We start from the raw sequence: 16,419 nt of genomic DNA on the forward strand, positions 1-16,419 counted from the left end.
CCGGCGGGTCCTGGGCCTGCAGACGGGTCTGCAGCAGGTCCTTCGCCGCCGACCCGGCGCCACCGGCCACCGCACCGTTCACGAACTCGATGTCGGGGTGCTGCTCGTTGAACACGCCCACCAGCGCGTCCAGACCGGCCTTCTCCGAACCCGCGGCCCACCAGGTGAACACCTCGACCTGGTCCGCGCCGCCCTCGGACCCGGCGTCGTCGGACCCGCCGCCGCTGCCGCATGCCGCCAGGGTCATGCCCAGGGCGGCGACCGAAGCGGCCACAGCGGCCGACTTCTTGTTGATTCGCATTTCGTGTCCCTCAAACCTTCGTTGGTCGGTGGATCGAACCCTCCTCCGCAGCGGCACGATCCCGGGGCAGGACGGTGGCGCGTCCGGAGGTGGCCGGGCGTCTGAGGCGCCCGAGAACCGCGCCCTATCAAACGGGTATCCCGCCTTGATGTCAAGAAGTGAACGCAACGCCGCCTCGCTGGTGAGACTTCGTTCATGGCGTGTATTCAACGCGGGCACGTGCCTGGGGCGCCCGCGATATCGCAGATGGGGCCCGCCCAGCGGTCTATTGTGTGGCTGTGCGCGCGGATCGGGTGACCCCGGGTTCGCAGACCTCCCTCCGGGAGGCCAACAGAGCCCGGATCGTGAGCGCCGTCCAGCAGCGTGGCTCACTCACGCAGATCGAGCTGGCCGGCGTCACCGGGCTGTCCCCGGCCACCATCTCGAACATCGTCAAGGAACTGTCGGCCGCCGGCGTCCTTGCCACCTCCCAGTCCGTGCGCAACGGGCGCCGCGCCCTGCAGGTCACGCTCGCGCGCAACCTCGGGCTCGTCGCGGGAGTCCGGTTCGGCGTGCGGTCCCTGAGCGTCGCACTGGCGGACGCCTCGATGCGCGTCCTGGCCGAGCAGCGCATGCCACTCGCCGCCGACCACCGCGCCGACGTCGGGATGCGTCGCACCGCGCTGCTGGTCACCGAGATGATCGAGTCCGTCGGCGCGTCGCCGGACGAGCTGCTCGCCGTCAGCGTCGGAGTGCCGGTTCCGGTCGACCCCGCCAGCGGCGAGGTGGTCACCCTGGGCATGATGCGCGGCTGGGACGGTGTCGACGTCGCGGCCCTGTTCCAGGCCGAACTCGGTGTTCCCGTCACCGTCGACAACGACGCCACCCTCGCCGCGATCGCCGAGTACCGCTACGGAGCGGCCCAGGGGTTCGACTCCCTCGCCTACATCCGTGTCTCCCACGGCGTCGGTGCGGGCCTGGTCATCGGAGGGCATGCCGTGCGGGGCCGAGCCGGTGTCGCAGGCGAGATCGGCCACGTGTCGGTCGACGAGAACGGGCCCGTCTGCCGCTGCGGCAACCGGGGATGCCTGGAGATGCTGGTCGGCGCGACGAGCCTGCTGGGCATGCTGCCCGCCGGGGCCGGCCACCTCACGCTCGCCGACCTGGTCACGCGAGCGACCGGCGGCGATCCCGGCTGCCGCAGGGTGGTGTACGACGCCGGCCGCCATCTCGGAGTGGCGCTGGCCAACCTGTGCAACATCGTCGACCCGGCGATCGTCGTCGTCGGCGGGCAGCTCGTGGAGGTCGGGGACCTCCTGCTCGAGCCCCTGCGCACGACCCTCGGCCAGCGCGTGGTCGCGACCTCCCGGGGCCCGGTCGACGTCGTCCGCTCGGAGCTCGGCGGATCGGCCGGCGTCCGGGGCGCGCTGGCGGTCGCTCTCGATTCGGCCCGGTCGGCCGGCGTCCTCGGCGTGGTGGGATCATGATCGCACCACGAGCAGGAGGGAACGAGGTGCCACGAGGGCGACGACGGCGAGCCGGCCTGGCTGCCGCGCTGCTCACCGCCGGGGCCGCCGCGATGCTTTCCGCCTGCGTGGCCACTTCCGGGGCCGCGGCGACCCCCTCGGGAACGGTGGGACTCCTGCTGCCGGAGTCCCAGACGGCACGTTACGAGGCGTCCGACCATCCCACGTTCGCGCGCGTCGTCTCCAGCCGCTGCCCGGGCTGCGACGTGCTCTACGCCAACGCGGGCCAGGACGTCGCCAGCCAGCAGGAACAGGCCGAGTCGATGCTGGTGCGAGGGGCGGACGTGCTGGTGCTCGACGCCGTCGACACGGTTGCCGCCGTCGGGATCGTCGAGGAGGCGCACCGGCTCGGCGCCAAGGTGATCGCCTACGACCGGTTCGTCGACGGTGCCGACTACTACGTGTCCTACGACTACGAGTTCCTCGGCTACCTCATGGGGTCGGCGCTGGCCGGGGCACTCGATCCGGACGTCGACCCGGGGCTGACGACGATCGAGGCCCGGGCGGCCGCCGGGACCACGCAGGGGCCGGGCGTGCTGCTCGTCCAGGGAGCGGTCACCGACCCGAACTCCCGCGCGATCGCCGACGGCGCGCACCGAGCCCTCGAAGGCACCGACATCGACGTCCTCGCGGAATATCACACGCCGGACTGGAGCCCCGACAAGGCCACCGAGTGGGTCGAGGCGATGCTCACCAGATACCGCGGTCAGGTCGACGGCATCCTGGCGGCCAGCGACGGCGTCGCGGGGGGTGCGGTCGCGGCGGCCAAGGCGGCCGGCCTCGACCCGGTCCCGCCGACCACGGGCCAGGACGGCGAGCTCGCGGCGGTGCAGCGCATCGTCGCCGGGGACCAGTACATGACGATCTACAAGGCCACCGACCAGCAGGCGGCCACGGCCGCCGAGCTCGCGGTGCGCGTGCTGCGCGGCCAGGACCCCCGCACCACGGCCGTCACCGACGGCGTGCCCACCCTGCTGCTCGCGCCCCGCGCGGTCGGGGCCGACGACATCGAGCACGTCATCGTCGACGGGCACGTGTACACGGCCGACCAGATCTGCACCCCCTCGTACCGGGCCGCGTGCGAGGCACGCGGGCTCGTCGGAGGGACCCAGGAGGAGCAAGGATGACCGAGCCCATCGAGCCAGGCGCCACGCCTCCGCGCGCCTCGGGCGCCCCCGTGGTGTCGCTGCGCGGGGTGAGCAAGCACTTCGGGGGCGTGCGAGCCCTCGTCGACGTGGACGTGGACATCCACGAGCACGAGGTGCTCGCCGTCGTGGGGGACAACGGCGCGGGCAAGTCGACGCTCGCCGGCGTGCTGGCCGGCGCCCACCGGCCGGACGCCGGGCAGGTTCTGGTCGACGGGTCGCCCGTGGTGCTGGACTCGCCGGCTGCCGCACGTGCCCTCGGGATAGCCACCGTGTTCCAGGAGCTGGCGCTGGTCGACGACCTCGACGTGGTCGAGAACCTGTTCCTCGGGCACGAGGTGGGCTCCGGCGTCTTCCTCGACGAGGTGGAGATGGAGCGCCGCACCTGGCAGGTCCTCGACCAGCTCGCCGCGAGCGTCCCTTCCGTCCGCGAGCCGGTACGGGCCCTGTCGGGCGGGCAGCGTCAGGTCATCGCGGTGGCGCGGGCGCTGCTCGGGTCCCCGCGCGTCGTCGTGCTCGACGAGCCGACGGCGTCGCTCGGGGTGCGGCAGACGGCGGAGGTCCTCAACCTGATCACACGGCTGCGCGGGCGGGGGCACGCCGTCGTGCTGGTCAGCCATCAGGCGGGCGACCTGCAGGCCGTCGCGGACCGGATCCTGGTGCTGCGGCTCGGCCGGGTGCACGGGACCTACACCGGCGAGACGTCGTACGAGGACCTGTTGGCGGCGATGACCGGCGCGGTGCTCCCGGGCTCGGGGGGACGATGAGGCCTGCGAGCGCGCGCGGAGTGCGTGGGGTGGAGAGTTCGATGAGATCCGATGGAGCGCGGGAGTGTGGGGCCCGATGAACGCCGACGGCACACGCGGTGGCGGGAGCACGCTCGCCGCGGTCGATCCCGGACAGGCCAGGACCCGGGTGGGCCTGCGAGCCGTGCTGGGGCAGTGGTTCCACGGCGAGCACGGCGTCGCGCCGATCGTCGTCGGGCTGGCGTTCGTGTGGGTGGTGCTCGCGGTGATCCAGCCCGACTTCCTCTCCGCGGAGAACCTGGTCAATCTCACGCTGCAGAGCGTTCCCGTCGGGGTGATCGCGCTCGGTGTGGTGCTCGTGCTGCTGGTGGGGCAGATCGACCTGTCGGTGGGTTCGGTGAGCGGGCTGGCGGCCGCGATCGTGGCGGTCGGCACGGTGACGGCGGGCTGGCCGTTCGTCCTCGCGGTGGCCGTCGCCCTCGCCTGCGGCATGGCCGTCGGGCTCGTCTACGGCATCCTGTCCTCCCGGCTGGGCCTGCCCAGCTTCGTGATCACGCTGGCCGGGCTGCTCTTCCTCGCGGGCCTTCAGCTGCGGGTGCTGGGGCCGCTGGGCTCGATCAATCTTCCGTTCGAGTCGTGGTTCGTGCGCTCGATCCAGCAGGGATTCCTCGACCCGGCGGTGGCGTGGGCGCTCGTGGTGCTCTGGGTTCTGGCCTACCTGGCCATGCAGGTCTGGGGGCGTGAGCGCCGCCGGCGGGCGGATCTGGCGTGTGCGCCGTGGTCGCAGGTCGTGCTGCGGACGGGCGCCCTCGCGGCGGTGCTCGGTGCCGCGGTGGGGTATCTCTCCACGGCCCGGGGCGTGGGCTACTCGGTGGTGCTGTTCGTGGTCCTCGTGATCGTGGCCGACGTGGCGTTGCGGCGCACGAGGTGGGGCCGATCCGTGCGTGCGGTGGGCAGCGACAGGCGTGCCGCGCTGCTCTCCGGGGTCGCCGTGCACCGGACCGTGGTCTCGAGTTTCGTGGCCTGCTCCACGCTCGCCGCCCTGGGCGGCGTCCTGGCGGCCGGCCGACTGGGTGCCGCGAACCAGGGCACCGGGGGAGCGGACACGTACCTGACGGCGATCGCGGCCGCCGTGATCGGGGGCACGAGCCTCTTCGGCGGGCGCGGCAGCGCCTGGTCGGCGCTGCTGGGGGTGCTGGTCATCCAGTCCGTCGCGAACGGGCTGACGCTGCTCGACCTCGACCAGGCCACGCGCTACATGGTCACCGGCGCCGTGCTCCTGGGTGCGATCGTCGTCGACATGCTGGTGCGACGTCGTCGTCAGGAGGCTTGAGGATGCCGGTGCGAGGAGCCCGTCGGCCGACGCTCGCGGGAGTGGCCGACCATGCGGGAGTGAGCCTGAAGACGGCGTCCCGCGTGCTGAACGGCGAGCCGAACGTGGCCGAGGCGACACGGGAGCGGGTCCGTGCGGCAGCGGCGGCGCTCGGGTTCCGGCGCAACGCGGTGGCGGCCGATCTCGCGCGGGGCGGCGTGTCCAAACTGCTCGGCTTCATCTCCGGCGACATCGGCAACCCGTTCTACTCGGCGCTGGCCAGCGGCATCGAGCAGGTGGCACGGGACCACGACATGCACCTGATCACGACGTCGTGCGGCGAGGACGGGGAGCGCGAGCGCCTGCTCACGGAGGAACTGCTCGAACGGCGCGTCGGCGGCCTCGTGGTCACCCCTGCCACGGGGGACCACGCCTCACTGGCCGGCGAGCTCGCCGCGGGTACGCGCCTGGTGTTCGTGGACCGGCCGGCCGACGGCCTGGTGGCGGACACGGTGGTCATCGACAACCGGGGTGGTGTCCGGTCCGCCGTACGGCACCTGAGCGATCACGGGCATCGGAGGATCGCGTTCGTCGGGGACAACCCGCAGGTGTGGACGTTCCGGGAGCGGCGTGCGGCCTTCCTACAGGTGATGGCGGAGCTGGGGAACCCGGGCGCGGAGAACTGGGTGCGGTCGGGAGCGCACGACGCCGCCGAGGCGCGATCGCTCGTCACGGCCCTGCTCGACGGCCCCGAGCCACCGACGGCGGTGCTCGCCGAGAACAACCGTGTCACCGAGGGTGCGCTGCGCGCGCTGGCGGACGCGCCCGGTGGTGCGCGTGTCGCGCTCGTGGGCTTCGACGACTTCGATCTCGCGGACCTGCTGGGCGTGACGGTGGTCGCGTACGACGCCGTCGAGCTGGGCCGCCGCGCGGCGGAGCTGGCGGTCATACCGCACGACCCGGCCGCTTCGCCGAGGACGGTCACGCTGGCCACGCACCTCATCCCGAGGGGCACGGGGGAGCGCCGCCCCTGAGAAGGTGCCGCGCACTCCGCCGGGCGTGACCTGGGAGCCGCTCCGCCGGCGCGGGGCCGACCGCCGCCTGTCTGTTCCGGTCCGCGGCTCCCTCCCGCCTCTCCCTCTCGGCCCTCCCTCCCGCTCGGCCCCGCCGAGCGAGGCTCAGTCGTGAGCCCGGGTGAGCCCGGACGGGGGGAGGGAGGCGGCCGGGGCCGTGTCCGGGTGGCCGGTCCCGGCAGCCTCGCCGCGACAGGTCACCAGATCTTGACGCGCTCCTCGGGCGACAGGTAGAGACCGTCACCCGGGAGGGTGCCGTACGTCTCGTGGAACTCGTCGACGTTGCGCAGCACGCCGTTGCACCGGAACTCGTTGGGGGAGTGCGGGTCCACGGCGATGCGCCGCACGATCTCCTCGTCGCGGCCCTTGGACTGCCACACCTGCGCCCAGCCGAGGAAGATCCGCTCCAGCGCGCTCAGGCCGTCGATCTCGGGTGCCTCGGACAGCGGCTTGCCGAGTGCGATCCGGTACGCCTTGATCGCGATCGACAGGCCACCCAGGTCGCCGATGTTCTCACCGATCGTCAGCGACCCGTTGACGTGCACGTCCGAGTGCTCCTCGGCGTCGAGCTGCGCGGGGCGGAACGCGTCGTACTGCGCGATGAGGGCGCTGGTGCGCTTCTCGAACTCCTCGCGGTCCGCGTCCGACCACCAGTTCTCCAGCCGGCCGTCGCCGTCGTACTTGGACCCCTGGTCGTCGAACCCGTGGCCGATCTCGTGCCCGATGACGCCACCGATCCCGCCGAAGTTCACGGCGTCGTCCGCGGCCGGGTCGAAGAACGGCGGCTGCAGGATCGCCGCGGGGAAGACGATCTCGTTCATCCCCGGGTTGTAGTAGGCGTTGACCGTCTGCGGCGTCATGAACCACTCCTCGCGGTCCAGCGGCCTGCCGATCTTGCCCAGCTCGTGGTCCTGGTCGAACGCGTTCGACCGGCGCACGTTCCCCAGCAGGTCGGCCGGGTCCACGGTGAGGCCCGAGTAGTCCCGCCACTTGGTGGGGTACCCCACCTTGGGTGTGAACTTCTCCAACTTGACCAGGGCCTTCTCGCGGGTTTCCGGAGTCATCCAGTCGAGGCCCTCGATGGACTCCCGGTAGGCGGCCACCAGGGCGCCCACCAGGTGGTCCATCTTCTCCTTGTGCTCCGGGGGGAAGTGGCGCGCCACGTACTCCGCCCCGACGACCTCTCCGAGCGCGCCCTCGACCAGCGACACCCCGCGCTTCCAGCGTTCGCGCACCTCCTGCGCGCCGGTGAGCACGCGGCCGTAGAACGAGAAGTTCGCCTCGACGATCTCCTCGGTCAGGTACGGCGCCCGTGCGGTGATCAGGTGGTACGTCATCCACAGCTGCCAGTCGAGCAGGGACACGTCGTTCCAGAGGGCCGCGAAGCCTGTCGCGAAGCTGGGCTCGCGGACCACGATCTGGTCGAGTGCGCCCTGGGGCGTGCCGAGCGCGTCCACCCACGCGAGCCAGTCGAAGCCCGGGGCGTCCTCGGCCAGCTCGCCGAGGGCCATCGGGTTGTAGGTGAGAGTGGCGTCGCGCCGCTTCACCACGTCCCAGTGGTGCTCCGCGAGGCGGGACTCCAGCTCGACGACGCGCGCGGCGGCGTCGTCGGCGCCGATGCCCCAGGCCCCCGAGACGTCCGCGAACGCCAGCATGCGCGCCACGTGCGGCTCGTACTTCTTGCGCACGGACGCGTACTGGTCGTCGTGGTAGTAGGACTCGTCGGGCAGGCCGATCCCGGCCTGCACCAGGTAGACGACGTAGCGCTCGGTGTCCTTGGCGTCGTTGTCCACCCAGAACTGGACGGCCCCCGCGCCGCCTGTACGCTGCAGCGCGCCCAGGGCACGCGTGAGCTCGGCGTGATCCGCGGCGCCGCGGATCAGCGCGAGGTCCTCGGCGAGCGGCTCCACCCCGAGCGCCTCGATGCGCTCGGTGTCCATGAAGCTCGCGTACAGGTCACCGATCGGGGAGCCGGCCGGGGCGTCCGTGATGATCTCGCGGACGTGCTCCTCCGCCTGGTCGTGCAGGGCGCGGAACGCACCGTCCATCGCACGGTCCGCGGGGATCTCGTGGGAGTCGATCCAGCGGCCGTTCACGTGGCGGTACAGGTCGTCCTGCGGACGGACTCCGGGGTCGAGGGCGTCGAGGTCGATTCCCGACTTCACGGGGGTGGATTCGGTCGTCATGGCGTCAGGGTACGCGCGGCCGTCGTCGTCCATCGTGCGGGCCGTGCTGGAGACCACCCGGGCTCGTGATGGAAGATGGTTTCATGCACCTGCACATCGCCGCTGACCATGCCGGGTACGACCTCAAGACTCACCTGGTGCAGCACCTGACCGACGCCGGGCACGAGGTCACCGACCACGGCGCCCACGAGCTCGACCCGCTGGACGACTACCCGTCGTTCTGCCTCGCCGCGGGGGAGGCGGTCGTCGCGGAGCCCGGTTCCCTCGGCATCGTGATCGGTGGTTCCGGCAACGGTGAGCAGATCGCCGCGAACAAGGTCAACGGTGTGCGCGCCGCGCTGGCCTGGTCGATCGAGACGGCCAGGCTCGGGCGCCAGCACAACGACGCGAACGTCGTCGCCGTCGGCGGCCGCATGCACACGGTCCGGGAGGCGACGGCGATCGTCGACGCCTTCGTGGCCGAGTCCTTCAGCGGCGACGAGCGCCACCAGCGCCGGATCGACCAGCTCGCCGCCTACGAGAAGACCCGCTGACTTGCCCGAGGGGCACACCGTCCACCGCCTCGCGCGGACCCTGCGAGAACTGTTCGGCGACCAGGCGCTGCGGGTGACCAGCCCGCAGGGCCGGTTCGCCGACGGCGCCGCCGTGCTCGACGGCCGGCGGCTGGTGGCCGTGGAGGCGTGGGGGAAGCAGCTGTTCTGCGGATTCGCGGCCGGCACCGACGACTCCGGACACCGCACCATGCCGGGCGCCGGGGCCTCGCCTCGGGCCGGCGAGGGGACGCTGTGGCTGCGGACGCACCTCGGCCTCTACGGTGCCTGGACCTTCGCGGGGGCGCCGGGCGCGTCCGAGGTGGCTCACGCCATCGGCGCACCCCGCAAACGCATCGGCGAGCGCGAGACCCTTCCCCCGGCCCCGGCCCCGGCCCCGGATGCGTCACCGCCCGCAGTCCCGGCTGCGGCGTCGGCCTCGGTCCGTACCGCACAGGGTCCGCTCGACGACGCCGCCGTCCGCGGTGGTCGTGCGTCCACCGCGGAAGGCGGCGTTCTCGCCCAGCCCGCCGCGCGACCTGGCGCGCCCGGCGCGGAGTGGACGCCGCCCGCGCCTCGGGGGCAGGTGCGGGTGCGGGTGCTCGGGAGGCGGGCCGTCGCCGATCTGACCGGGCCCGCCGCGTGCGAGGTGATCACGACGGCCGAGAAGGAGGCCGTGACCGGGCGGCTCGGGCCCGATCCGATCCGGGACGGGGAGCCCGGGCACGACGCCGAGGCGTTCGTCGCGAAGGCCGGGCGTTCCCGTGTGACCATCGGGCAGCTCCTCATGGACCAGGCGGTGATTGCCGGCGTCGGCAACATCTATCGGGCGGAGGCCCTGTTCCGGGGCGGCGTGGACCCGCTGCGGCCTGGCCGGGAGGTCGCGCCGCCGTCGGTCCGCGCGATCTGGGACGACCTCGTCGTCCTCATGCGCGAGGGTGCCCGCACCGGCGCGATCGTCACCACACGCCCGGCCGACCGGGACGCGGCACCGTCGCCCGCCGGACCTGGCACCATGCCCGCTGCCGGGCCCAACGCCGGGCCCAACGCCGGGCCCAACGCCGGGCCCAACGCCGAGCCCACTGCCGGGCCCACTGCCGGGCCCACGCCCCGGCGCCAGACCCAGCGCCAGACCCGGCAGAACACCGACGGGACACCCGATGCGGTCGCCGCCGACCAGGCGTTCTACGTCTACCACCGCGACGGTCTGCCCTGCCGCGTGTGCGGCGCCCCGGTGCTGCTCAAGGAGCTCGCGGGCCGCAATCTCTTCTGGTGCGGAACCTGCCAGACCTGACCCGGCGGTACCCGCCCCGCCCGACCGGGCAGGCTCGCCGGACCCGACCGGGCAGGCTCCCCGGACCCGACCGGGCAGGCTCCCCGGACCCGACCGGGCAGGCCCGCCGGACCCGACCGGGCAGGCCTGCCGGACCCGACCGGGCGACGTCGGGGCCAAATGTCTCGCGCCCGCGAGCGCGGACGGGCACCATCGGCTCATGGACACCGCCACCCTCCCGGACGTGCCCCTGCCGGACGGCTACCGGCTCCGCACGCTCACCGAGTCGGACCGCCGCGCCGTCGTCGACCTGGACCTGTGGGCGTTCCCCTCGGGCGTCGCGCTCGACGACGCGGTCCGGCATCCCTTTCCCCTCGGCTGGGACCGTACGATCGGCGTCGAGGCGGACGGGTTCGACGGGCTCGCCGCACTGCACGGCTCCTATCCGTTCCGCGAGTTCGGCGTGCCCGGCGGCACGCTCGCGACAGGCGGGCTGACCTGGGTGGGGGTGCATCCCCAGCACCGCCGCCGCGGCTTGCTGACCGCCATGATGGACTGCCATCTGGCGCGCTGCCGCCGGCGTGGCGAGCCGTTGTCGGCCCTGTTCGCGGCCGAGGCGCCGATCTACGGACGGTTCGGCTACGGCCGGGCGGCCGACGACGTCCGGCTCACCATCGCCCGCGGGGCGGTCCTGCGCGACGTGGCGGGCGCGGGCGAACACCGCGTGCGCATCGAGCACGCGTCCCGGGCGCAGCACGGCGACCTGGTGGAACGGGTTCACCGGGCGGCGGGGAAGCGGCCCGCGGGGGTCGACGGGATCAACAGGCCCGGCTGGTGCGAGCGTGAGACCGAGGAGCTGCAGGCGCACTTCTGGGACGATCCGCCGGCACACCGCGGCGGACGGGAGTCGCGCCGGATCGCCGTCGTGGAGCGCGGCGGGGAGCCGCGCGGCTACGCGCTGTTCCGCCGGAAGCTCGACTGGGAGGCGTTCGGCCCGCGCGGCTCGACGGTCGTGGTCGAGGCCGTCGCCCTGGATGCCGCGGCCGCCCGCGCGCTGTGGGGCGTGCTGATCGACTTCGACCTGACGACCGAGACGGCCGTGTTCATCCTGCCGGTCGACGACACCGTCACCCAGCTGCTCGCCGACCCCCGTGCGGCGCAGCCGCGCGTCGTGGACAACGTGTGGGTCCGGCTGGTCGACGTGCCCTCCGCGCTCGCCGGACGGCAGTACTCCACCGACCTCGACGTGACGCTCGCGGTGACCGACTCCCGGATTCCCCGGAACGCCGGAACGTACCGGCTCCGGGCCCGGGCCTTCGGCGAGGCCACGTGCGACCGTGTCGCGGATCGCGCGGACCTGTCCCTCGACGTCCGTGAGCTCGGTGCGGCCTTCCTGGGCGGGACCTCTCTGATGTCGCTCGCCGCGGCCGGGCTGGTCACCGAGCACACGCCGGGCGTGCTCGCCGCTGCCGCCACGGCCTTCGGCTGGCCGGTTCGCCCGGTGTGCAGCTGGATCTGGTGAGGCCGGCAGATCACGACCGTACGGGCGCAGGTCAGCGCGCCGGGTCGGGACCGTCCGGGAACCAGACGGCGCGCTTCAGGTCGACGCGGCGGCCGTCGCGGGTCAGCGGGCAGCCCTCGGCGCGCAGCGCGTCCAGCGCGGCCGTCAGGTGCTGGGCCGGCGGTGAGCCCGCCGCGTTGACGACGCGCCACCAGGGCACGTCGAAGCTGTCCTGCGCGGGACCGACGACGACGGCGTCCTCCGGCACCAGATGCTGGTAGCGGTCCCCGGACCCCGCCATGACGTTCCCGACCTGCCGTGGCCCGCCACGCCCGAGGTCCTCCGCCACGATCTCCGCGATCAGCCCGTACGTCATCGCGCGGGCCGGCGGGATCCTCCGCACGAGCCCGAGCACGGCGGCCGCGTACTCCTCGGCATCCGTCAGCGCCGTAGCGCCCTGGGGCGGTTCGCCGCCCGCACCGTCGTCCGCCCGCAGCTTCCGGTCCACACCTGGCATCGTAGGCGGAGAACCACCTGGCCACCGCACACTTCGGAGCCGCGCCCCTCGTCCACTCAGCGTGCGCCCGGGACCTTGGACGGCGCCAGCGCCGCCAGCGCACGGCCCGCCACCGAGCGGGTGCGCGCGGTCCGGCGGGCCCGCGGGCTGCTCCCGGCATCCCGCGCGGCGTGCTCCTGCGCGATCGACAGGATCGTGAGCACCGAGGACGGGTCCCCCTGCACCAGCATCGTCGTCAGGAGGGTGTCCTCCCAGGCGGCGAAGCGCTCCCTGATGCGCTTCGCGGGACCGATCAGCGCCACCTCGTCCACCAGCTCGGTCGGCACCGCCCGGGCCGCGTCTTCCTTGCGGCCGGCCAGGTACAGGTCCTGGACCTCGTCCATGGCCTCCTTGTACCCCATCCTGTCGAGGGACTGCTTGTGGAAGTTCGCGCCCTTGGCGCCCATCCCGCCCGCGTACAGCGCCACGTACGGGCGGATGAGGTCGGCGGCGGCCTCGACGTCGTCGCGCACGAACACCGGGACCGTCGCGATCGCCTCGAACCCGCTCGCCGGCGAGCGCTCCTCACGGCGCTTCGCGAACCCTGCGTCCAGCAGCTCCCGGAACTCCCCGTCCAGCCGGGGCGCGTAGAACGACCCCATCCAGCCGTCCGCGATCTCCGCCGCCAGCGCGATGTTCTTCGGGCCCTGCGCCGCCAGCACGATCGGGATCTCGGGACGGAACGGGTGCACCGTCGGCTTCAGCGCCTTGCCCAGGCCCGTCGCGCCGGGCTCGTCGGCCGGCAGCGGCATGCGGTAGAACGAGCCGTCGTAGGAGACGGGGTGTTCGCGGGCGATCACCTCCCGCACGATGTCGACGAATTCCCGCGTGCGGGCCAGGGGCTTCTGGTACGGCTGGCCGTACCAGCCCTCCACGACCTGCGGTCCGGATGCGCCGAGTCCCAGCACGAAGCGCCCGCGGGACAGGTGGTCCAGGGTCATGGCGTGCATGGCGGTGGCGGTGGGCGTGCGTGCGGCCATCTGCGCGATCCCGGTGCCGAGGCGGACGTTCCTGGTCCGCGAGCCCCACCAGGCGAGTGGTGTGAAGGCGTCCGAGCCGTAGGCCTCGGCGGTCCAGACCGAGTCGAGGCCCAGCCGGTCGCCCGCCAGGATGGACTGCTGGATGCCCTTCGGGGGCTTGCGTGACCAGTAGCCGGTCTGGATGCCGATGCGCATGGTGAGTCCTCGTCGTCGAGCGGTCGGGGTCAGGCGGGCAGGATTTCCTGCGACTGCGCGTCTCAGGTACCGGTTGCCACCCTATCGTGGACGACGGCGTTCGTGGCCGGATCCGGGCATGTCCGCGGTCCCGGGAGGGTGCTGCCGGGCCGGCGGCGGCGGTCGGTCGTACGCTCGGGACCATGGCTTCCTACGACGACGTGGCCCGTCTCGTCGCGGATCTCCCCGAGACCGCCGAGGGAACCCGGTCCCGGGGCCGGGCCTGGTTCGTCGCGGGCCGGGCGTTCGCGTGGGAGCGCCCCTTCTCGAAGGCCGATGTCCGGCGGTTCGGGGACGACGACGTGCCGGCCGGGCCGATCCTCGCCGTGAGCGTCGACGACCTGGGTGAGAAGGAGGCGGTGCTCGCCGAGGGGCGACCGGGCGTGTTCACCATCGAGCACTTCGACGGCTACGCCGCACTCCTCGTCCAGCTCGATGTGGTGTCGGGCACACACCTCGCCGAGGCGGTCGAGGACGCATGGTGCGCGAAGGCGCCTCCCGGCCTGGCAGGACGCCGCCGCCAGGAGTGATCGTGAGTCCGTCACCAGGGGCGTCGGCGATCGGGCGGCGTCCGAAATCTGCTCGCCGCGTCGTGGTCCGCGGGGGCAGGATCGGCCCGTGACATCTTCTCCATCCCGCGGCGCCCTCGGCTTCTGGTCCGAGTTGCCCCGCGACGGCCGCTGGCTGTTGTCCACGGTGGTGGTCAACACGTTCGGCCGCGGCCTGACGCTGCCGTTCACGATCATCTACCTGCACGAGGTTCGCGGCTTCTCACTCGAGCTCGCCGGCCTTCTCATGGGTCTGATCGCGGTGTCCGGCCTGCTGGCCACCGGTCCCGGCGGGGTGCTGATCGACCGGATCGGCGCGCGGAAGGTGGTGCTGATCGGGCTGGCCTGCGCGGTCAGCGGGCAGGTCATCCTGGCGTTCGGCACCGTGCCCTGGGTGGTCGCCGTCGGGCTGGCGCTGTTCGGGGCCCAGTTCGGCATCGGCTGGCCCGCCAACACCGCCCTCATCTCCACGGTGGTCCGGGGGGATCTGCGGCAGCGGTACTTCGCGGTGAACTTCGCGCTGGTCAACCTCGGCATCGGGGTGGGAGGCGTGGTCGGCGGACTGATGGTCGACGTCGAACGGCCCGTCACGTTCGTGGTGGCCTTCCTCGTGAACGCACTGACGTTCTGCATCCCCGGCGTCGTGCTGTTCGGCCCGCTGCGGCACCTGACCGGGCGCGCGACTTCTGGTGCCGGCACCGCCGGGGGGGACGCCGCCTCGCGGGAGACGGGTGAGCCGGACGGGCCGCGACGGGCCACGAGCACGGGGTACCTCGCCATCCTGCGGCGGCCCGAGGTGGCCTGGCTGACCCTGCTCGCGGGGCTCGGCGCGTTTGCCGGGTACGGGCAGATGGAGAGCGGGTTCCCGGCGTTCGCGCGACAGTTCGCCGAGGTCTCGACCCGGACCGTGGGCTTCGCGTTCGTGGTGAACACGGCCGTGATCGTGTTGTTGCAGTTCTGGGTGATGGAACGCGCCCGGGGGCGTCGCAGGACCTCCGTGCTCTGTGCGCTGGGGCTGATCTGGGCGGCATCCTGGCTGCTGCTCGGGGCCGCGGGGGTGATGCCCGGCACCTGGGGTGCCGTCGCCGTCGTGCTCGGGTTCATGGGGATGTTCGCGCTAGGGGAGACCCTGCTGCAGTCCGCGATGCCCGCCCTGGTCAACGACCTGGCCCCGGATCACCTGCGGGGCCGGTACAACGCGGTCAACGCGGGAGCGTTCCAGGCAGGGACCATCGTGGGCCCTGTGGCGGCGGGTCTGCTGCTGGACCGTGGCCTGGCGGGCGGATTCACCGTGATGGCGGTCCTGGTGTGCCTCGGGATCGCGGTCACGGCCCTGATCCTGAGGAGGCAGGTCACCCCCGAGGCGGACGGCGTCGCGGTCCCCGAACCGGCGATGCGGTAGGCCCGCGTGCCGGTGAGGTGACCGTCCGCGGGGCGGCAGGGAGCGGCAGGGGGCGGCGCGGGCGCCGGGCCGTCCAGGGGACACCCGGCCCGCGTTCAGCCCCCGGCGGCCGCATACCGGCGCGCGAGCACCCGCAGGTGATCCACCAGCCCCGGCGGATCCTGCACGGTGAAGTCGAGCCCGAGCATCCCGATCCACACGGCGACGACCTCGAGGCTGTCCCCGCCGGTGACCAGGACGCAGGTGTGCTCGTCCACCGGCTCCACGGTCCCCACGGCAGGGTTGATGCGTTCGAGCACGACGCCGGCCGGTGCGTGGACCCGGATCCTCGCGTGCACCGCCCAGCCGGTGCGCGCCACCTCGCGTACCACGAACTCCGTGAGGTCGAACGGAGGTTCCTCCGGGGTGAACCGCCGCCCGCCCGGCGTGCGCAGTTCCAGCCAGTCCACCCGGAACGGAGCCCATCCGCCCAAGCTCGCGTCGCGTCCGACCAGGTACCAGCGGCGCTGCCAGGCCACGAGCCGATACGGCTCCACCTCCCGCATCTCCTCCTGATATCTGCATCGCAGCCCCTGGTGGTCGCGAATGGCCGTCGCCAGCGCGGTCAGCAGCCCGGGGTCGACCGCCGGGTCCTCGACGTTGCTGTCCGTGTTCGCGGGGCCGGCGCTCGTGGCGGAGCGCAGCGCGGAGACCTGGCGGCGCAGGCGGTCCGGCAGGACGTGCTCCAGCTTGCCGAGCGCGCGGGCGCTGCTCTCCTCGATCCCGGCGACGGCGGTCGCCGCCCGCAGGCCGATCGCGACCGCGACCGCCTCCTCGTCGTCGAGCAGCAGGGGCGGGAGCTTGCCGCCGGAGCCGAGCCGGTAACGCCCACCGGGTCCGCGGGCCGAGTCGACCGGATAGCCGAGGTCGCGCAGGCGGGTGACATCGTTCCGGATCGTCCGGTCGGTGACGTCCAGCCGCGCCGCGAGCTCCGGCCCCGACCACTCCGCGCGAGCCTGGAGGAGGCCGAGGAGCGCGAGGAGCCGGCCTGCTGTCGTACTCATCCCGGCAGCGTATCCATGCCCCGTGAATAGCGGAAAGATCTGTTCCTGAACCTTCCGTACCGTCGTTCTCATCAGCACGATCCC

At 73.0% G+C, this 16,419-nt stretch carries 14 protein-coding genes and 1 pseudogene; 10 read left to right on the top strand and 5 right to left on the bottom strand.

Annotated elements, in window-relative coordinates:
* Nucleotides 1–301 (bottom strand): annotated as a pseudogene (locus tag HGK34_RS13955) (carbohydrate ABC transporter substrate-binding protein); the annotation flags it as partial.
* A 278-nt stretch (nucleotides 302–579) separates the two neighbouring features.
* On the opposite strand from HGK34_RS13955, the gene HGK34_RS13960 reads away from it, so the two are divergent.
* The 5 genes from HGK34_RS13960 (at nucleotide 580) to HGK34_RS13980 (ending at nucleotide 6,043) form a co-directional block, all read left to right on the top strand.
* The gene (locus HGK34_RS13960) at nucleotides 580–1,767 is read left to right on the top strand and encodes an ROK family transcriptional regulator (RefSeq protein ID WP_307815960.1); all 1,188 of its coding nucleotides are present in this window, start codon (nucleotides 580–582) and stop codon (nucleotides 1,765–1,767) included.
* The gene (locus HGK34_RS13965; protein ID WP_201848383.1) at nucleotides 1,764–2,933 is read left to right on the top strand and encodes a substrate-binding domain-containing protein; all 1,170 of its coding nucleotides are present in this window, start codon (nucleotides 1,764–1,766) and stop codon (nucleotides 2,931–2,933) included. Before HGK34_RS13960 ends, HGK34_RS13965 begins: the two co-directional genes overlap by 4 nt.
* Nucleotides 2,930–3,718 carry an ATP-binding cassette domain-containing protein gene (locus tag HGK34_RS13970; RefSeq protein WP_201848385.1) on the top strand — a complete coding sequence of 263 codons (789 nt, stop codon included), beginning with the start codon at nucleotides 2,930–2,932 and terminating at the stop codon, nucleotides 3,716–3,718. Before HGK34_RS13965 ends, HGK34_RS13970 begins: the two co-directional genes overlap by 4 nt.
* Before the next feature lie 64 nt (nucleotides 3,719–3,782).
* Nucleotides 3,783–5,030: a sugar ABC transporter permease gene (locus HGK34_RS13975; protein ID WP_307815961.1), complete on the top strand. Its 1,248-nt coding sequence runs from the start codon at nucleotides 3,783–3,785 to the stop codon at nucleotides 5,028–5,030.
* Nucleotides 5,031–5,032: 2 nt separating this feature from the next.
* Complete coding sequence (locus HGK34_RS13980; protein ID WP_280517920.1) at nucleotides 5,033–6,043, top strand: LacI family DNA-binding transcriptional regulator; 1,011 nt, start codon at nucleotides 5,033–5,035, stop codon at nucleotides 6,041–6,043.
* Nucleotides 6,044–6,279: 236 nt separating this feature from the next.
* On the opposite strand, the gene HGK34_RS13985 is transcribed toward HGK34_RS13980, so the two are convergent.
* Nucleotides 6,280–8,268 (bottom strand): M13 family metallopeptidase, encoded by a 1,989-nt coding sequence (locus tag HGK34_RS13985; RefSeq protein WP_201848387.1) that lies wholly within the window; start codon nucleotides 8,266–8,268, stop codon nucleotides 6,280–6,282.
* 83 nt (nucleotides 8,269–8,351) lie between these two features.
* Between HGK34_RS13985 and HGK34_RS13990 the strand changes: the two genes are divergently transcribed.
* The 3 genes from HGK34_RS13990 to HGK34_RS14000 all read left to right on the top strand — a co-directional run bounded on the left by HGK34_RS13990 (nucleotide 8,352) and on the right by HGK34_RS14000 (nucleotide 11,593).
* Nucleotides 8,352–8,801 carry a ribose-5-phosphate isomerase gene (locus tag HGK34_RS13990; protein ID WP_201848390.1) on the top strand — a complete coding sequence of 150 codons (450 nt, stop codon included), beginning with the start codon at nucleotides 8,352–8,354 and terminating at the stop codon, nucleotides 8,799–8,801.
* 1 nt (nucleotide 8,802) lies between these two features.
* A complete protein-coding gene (locus tag HGK34_RS13995; protein WP_201848392.1) occupies nucleotides 8,803–10,092 on the top strand; it encodes an Fpg/Nei family DNA glycosylase in 1,290 nt (429 codons plus the stop codon).
* A gap of 199 nt (nucleotides 10,093–10,291) precedes the next feature.
* Complete coding sequence (locus tag HGK34_RS14000) at nucleotides 10,292–11,593, top strand: GNAT family N-acetyltransferase (RefSeq protein WP_201848394.1); 1,302 nt, start codon at nucleotides 10,292–10,294, stop codon at nucleotides 11,591–11,593.
* A 31-nt stretch (nucleotides 11,594–11,624) separates the two neighbouring features.
* Here the strand turns inward: HGK34_RS14000 and HGK34_RS14005 are convergent, their stop codons facing one another.
* Together HGK34_RS14005 and HGK34_RS14010 are read right to left on the bottom strand one after the other, a co-directional pair.
* Nucleotides 11,625–12,080 carry an MGMT family protein gene (locus tag HGK34_RS14005; protein ID WP_372433132.1) on the bottom strand — a complete coding sequence of 152 codons (456 nt, stop codon included), beginning with the start codon at nucleotides 12,078–12,080 and terminating at the stop codon, nucleotides 11,625–11,627.
* Nucleotides 12,081–12,145: 65 nt separating this feature from the next.
* Nucleotides 12,146–13,303 (bottom strand): LLM class F420-dependent oxidoreductase, encoded by a 1,158-nt coding sequence (locus HGK34_RS14010; protein ID WP_201848398.1) that lies wholly within the window; start codon nucleotides 13,301–13,303, stop codon nucleotides 12,146–12,148.
* Nucleotides 13,304–13,485: 182 nt separating this feature from the next.
* Between HGK34_RS14010 and HGK34_RS14015 the strand changes: the two genes are divergently transcribed.
* The gene (locus HGK34_RS14015; protein ID WP_201848400.1) at nucleotides 13,486–13,872 is read left to right on the top strand and encodes a hypothetical protein; all 387 of its coding nucleotides are present in this window, start codon (nucleotides 13,486–13,488) and stop codon (nucleotides 13,870–13,872) included.
* Nucleotides 13,873–13,960: 88 nt separating this feature from the next.
* Nucleotides 13,961–15,292 (top strand): MFS transporter, encoded by a 1,332-nt coding sequence (locus tag HGK34_RS14020; protein ID WP_307815962.1) that lies wholly within the window; start codon nucleotides 13,961–13,963, stop codon nucleotides 15,290–15,292.
* 95 nt (nucleotides 15,293–15,387) lie between these two features.
* On the opposite strand, the gene HGK34_RS14025 is transcribed toward HGK34_RS14020, so the two are convergent.
* Nucleotides 15,388–16,335 carry a helix-turn-helix transcriptional regulator gene (locus HGK34_RS14025; RefSeq protein ID WP_201848404.1) on the bottom strand — a complete coding sequence of 316 codons (948 nt, stop codon included), beginning with the start codon at nucleotides 16,333–16,335 and terminating at the stop codon, nucleotides 15,388–15,390.
* Nucleotides 16,336–16,419 lie beyond the last annotated feature (84 nt).

Source organism: Myceligenerans indicum (genome assembly GCF_016742955.1).
GTDB lineage: Bacteria > Actinomycetota > Actinomycetes > Actinomycetales > Cellulomonadaceae > Myceligenerans > Myceligenerans indicum.

What these genes read in the sequence shown, in the direction of transcription:
- HGK34_RS13980 (WP_280517920.1), top strand. Translation starts at nt 5,033, where the DNA reads ATGCCGGTGCGAGGAGCCCGTCGGCCGACGCTCGCGGGAGTGGCCGAC.
- HGK34_RS13985 (WP_201848387.1), bottom strand. Translation starts at nt 8,268, where the DNA reads ATGACGACCGAATCCACCCCCGTGAAGTCGGGAATCGACCTCGACGCC.
- HGK34_RS14010 (WP_201848398.1), bottom strand. Translation starts at nt 13,303, where the DNA reads ATGCGCATCGGCATCCAGACCGGCTACTGGTCACGCAAGCCCCCGAAG.
- HGK34_RS13990 (WP_201848390.1), top strand. Translation starts at nt 8,352, where the DNA reads ATGCACCTGCACATCGCCGCTGACCATGCCGGGTACGACCTCAAGACT.
- HGK34_RS14025 (WP_201848404.1), bottom strand. Translation starts at nt 16,335, where the DNA reads ATGAGTACGACAGCAGGCCGGCTCCTCGCGCTCCTCGGCCTCCTCCAG.
- HGK34_RS14015 (WP_201848400.1), top strand. Translation starts at nt 13,486, where the DNA reads ATGGCTTCCTACGACGACGTGGCCCGTCTCGTCGCGGATCTCCCCGAG.
- HGK34_RS13970 (WP_201848385.1), top strand. Translation starts at nt 2,930, where the DNA reads ATGACCGAGCCCATCGAGCCAGGCGCCACGCCTCCGCGCGCCTCGGGC.
- HGK34_RS13965 (WP_201848383.1), top strand. Translation starts at nt 1,764, where the DNA reads ATGATCGCACCACGAGCAGGAGGGAACGAGGTGCCACGAGGGCGACGA.
- HGK34_RS14000 (WP_201848394.1), top strand. Translation starts at nt 10,292, where the DNA reads ATGGACACCGCCACCCTCCCGGACGTGCCCCTGCCGGACGGCTACCGG.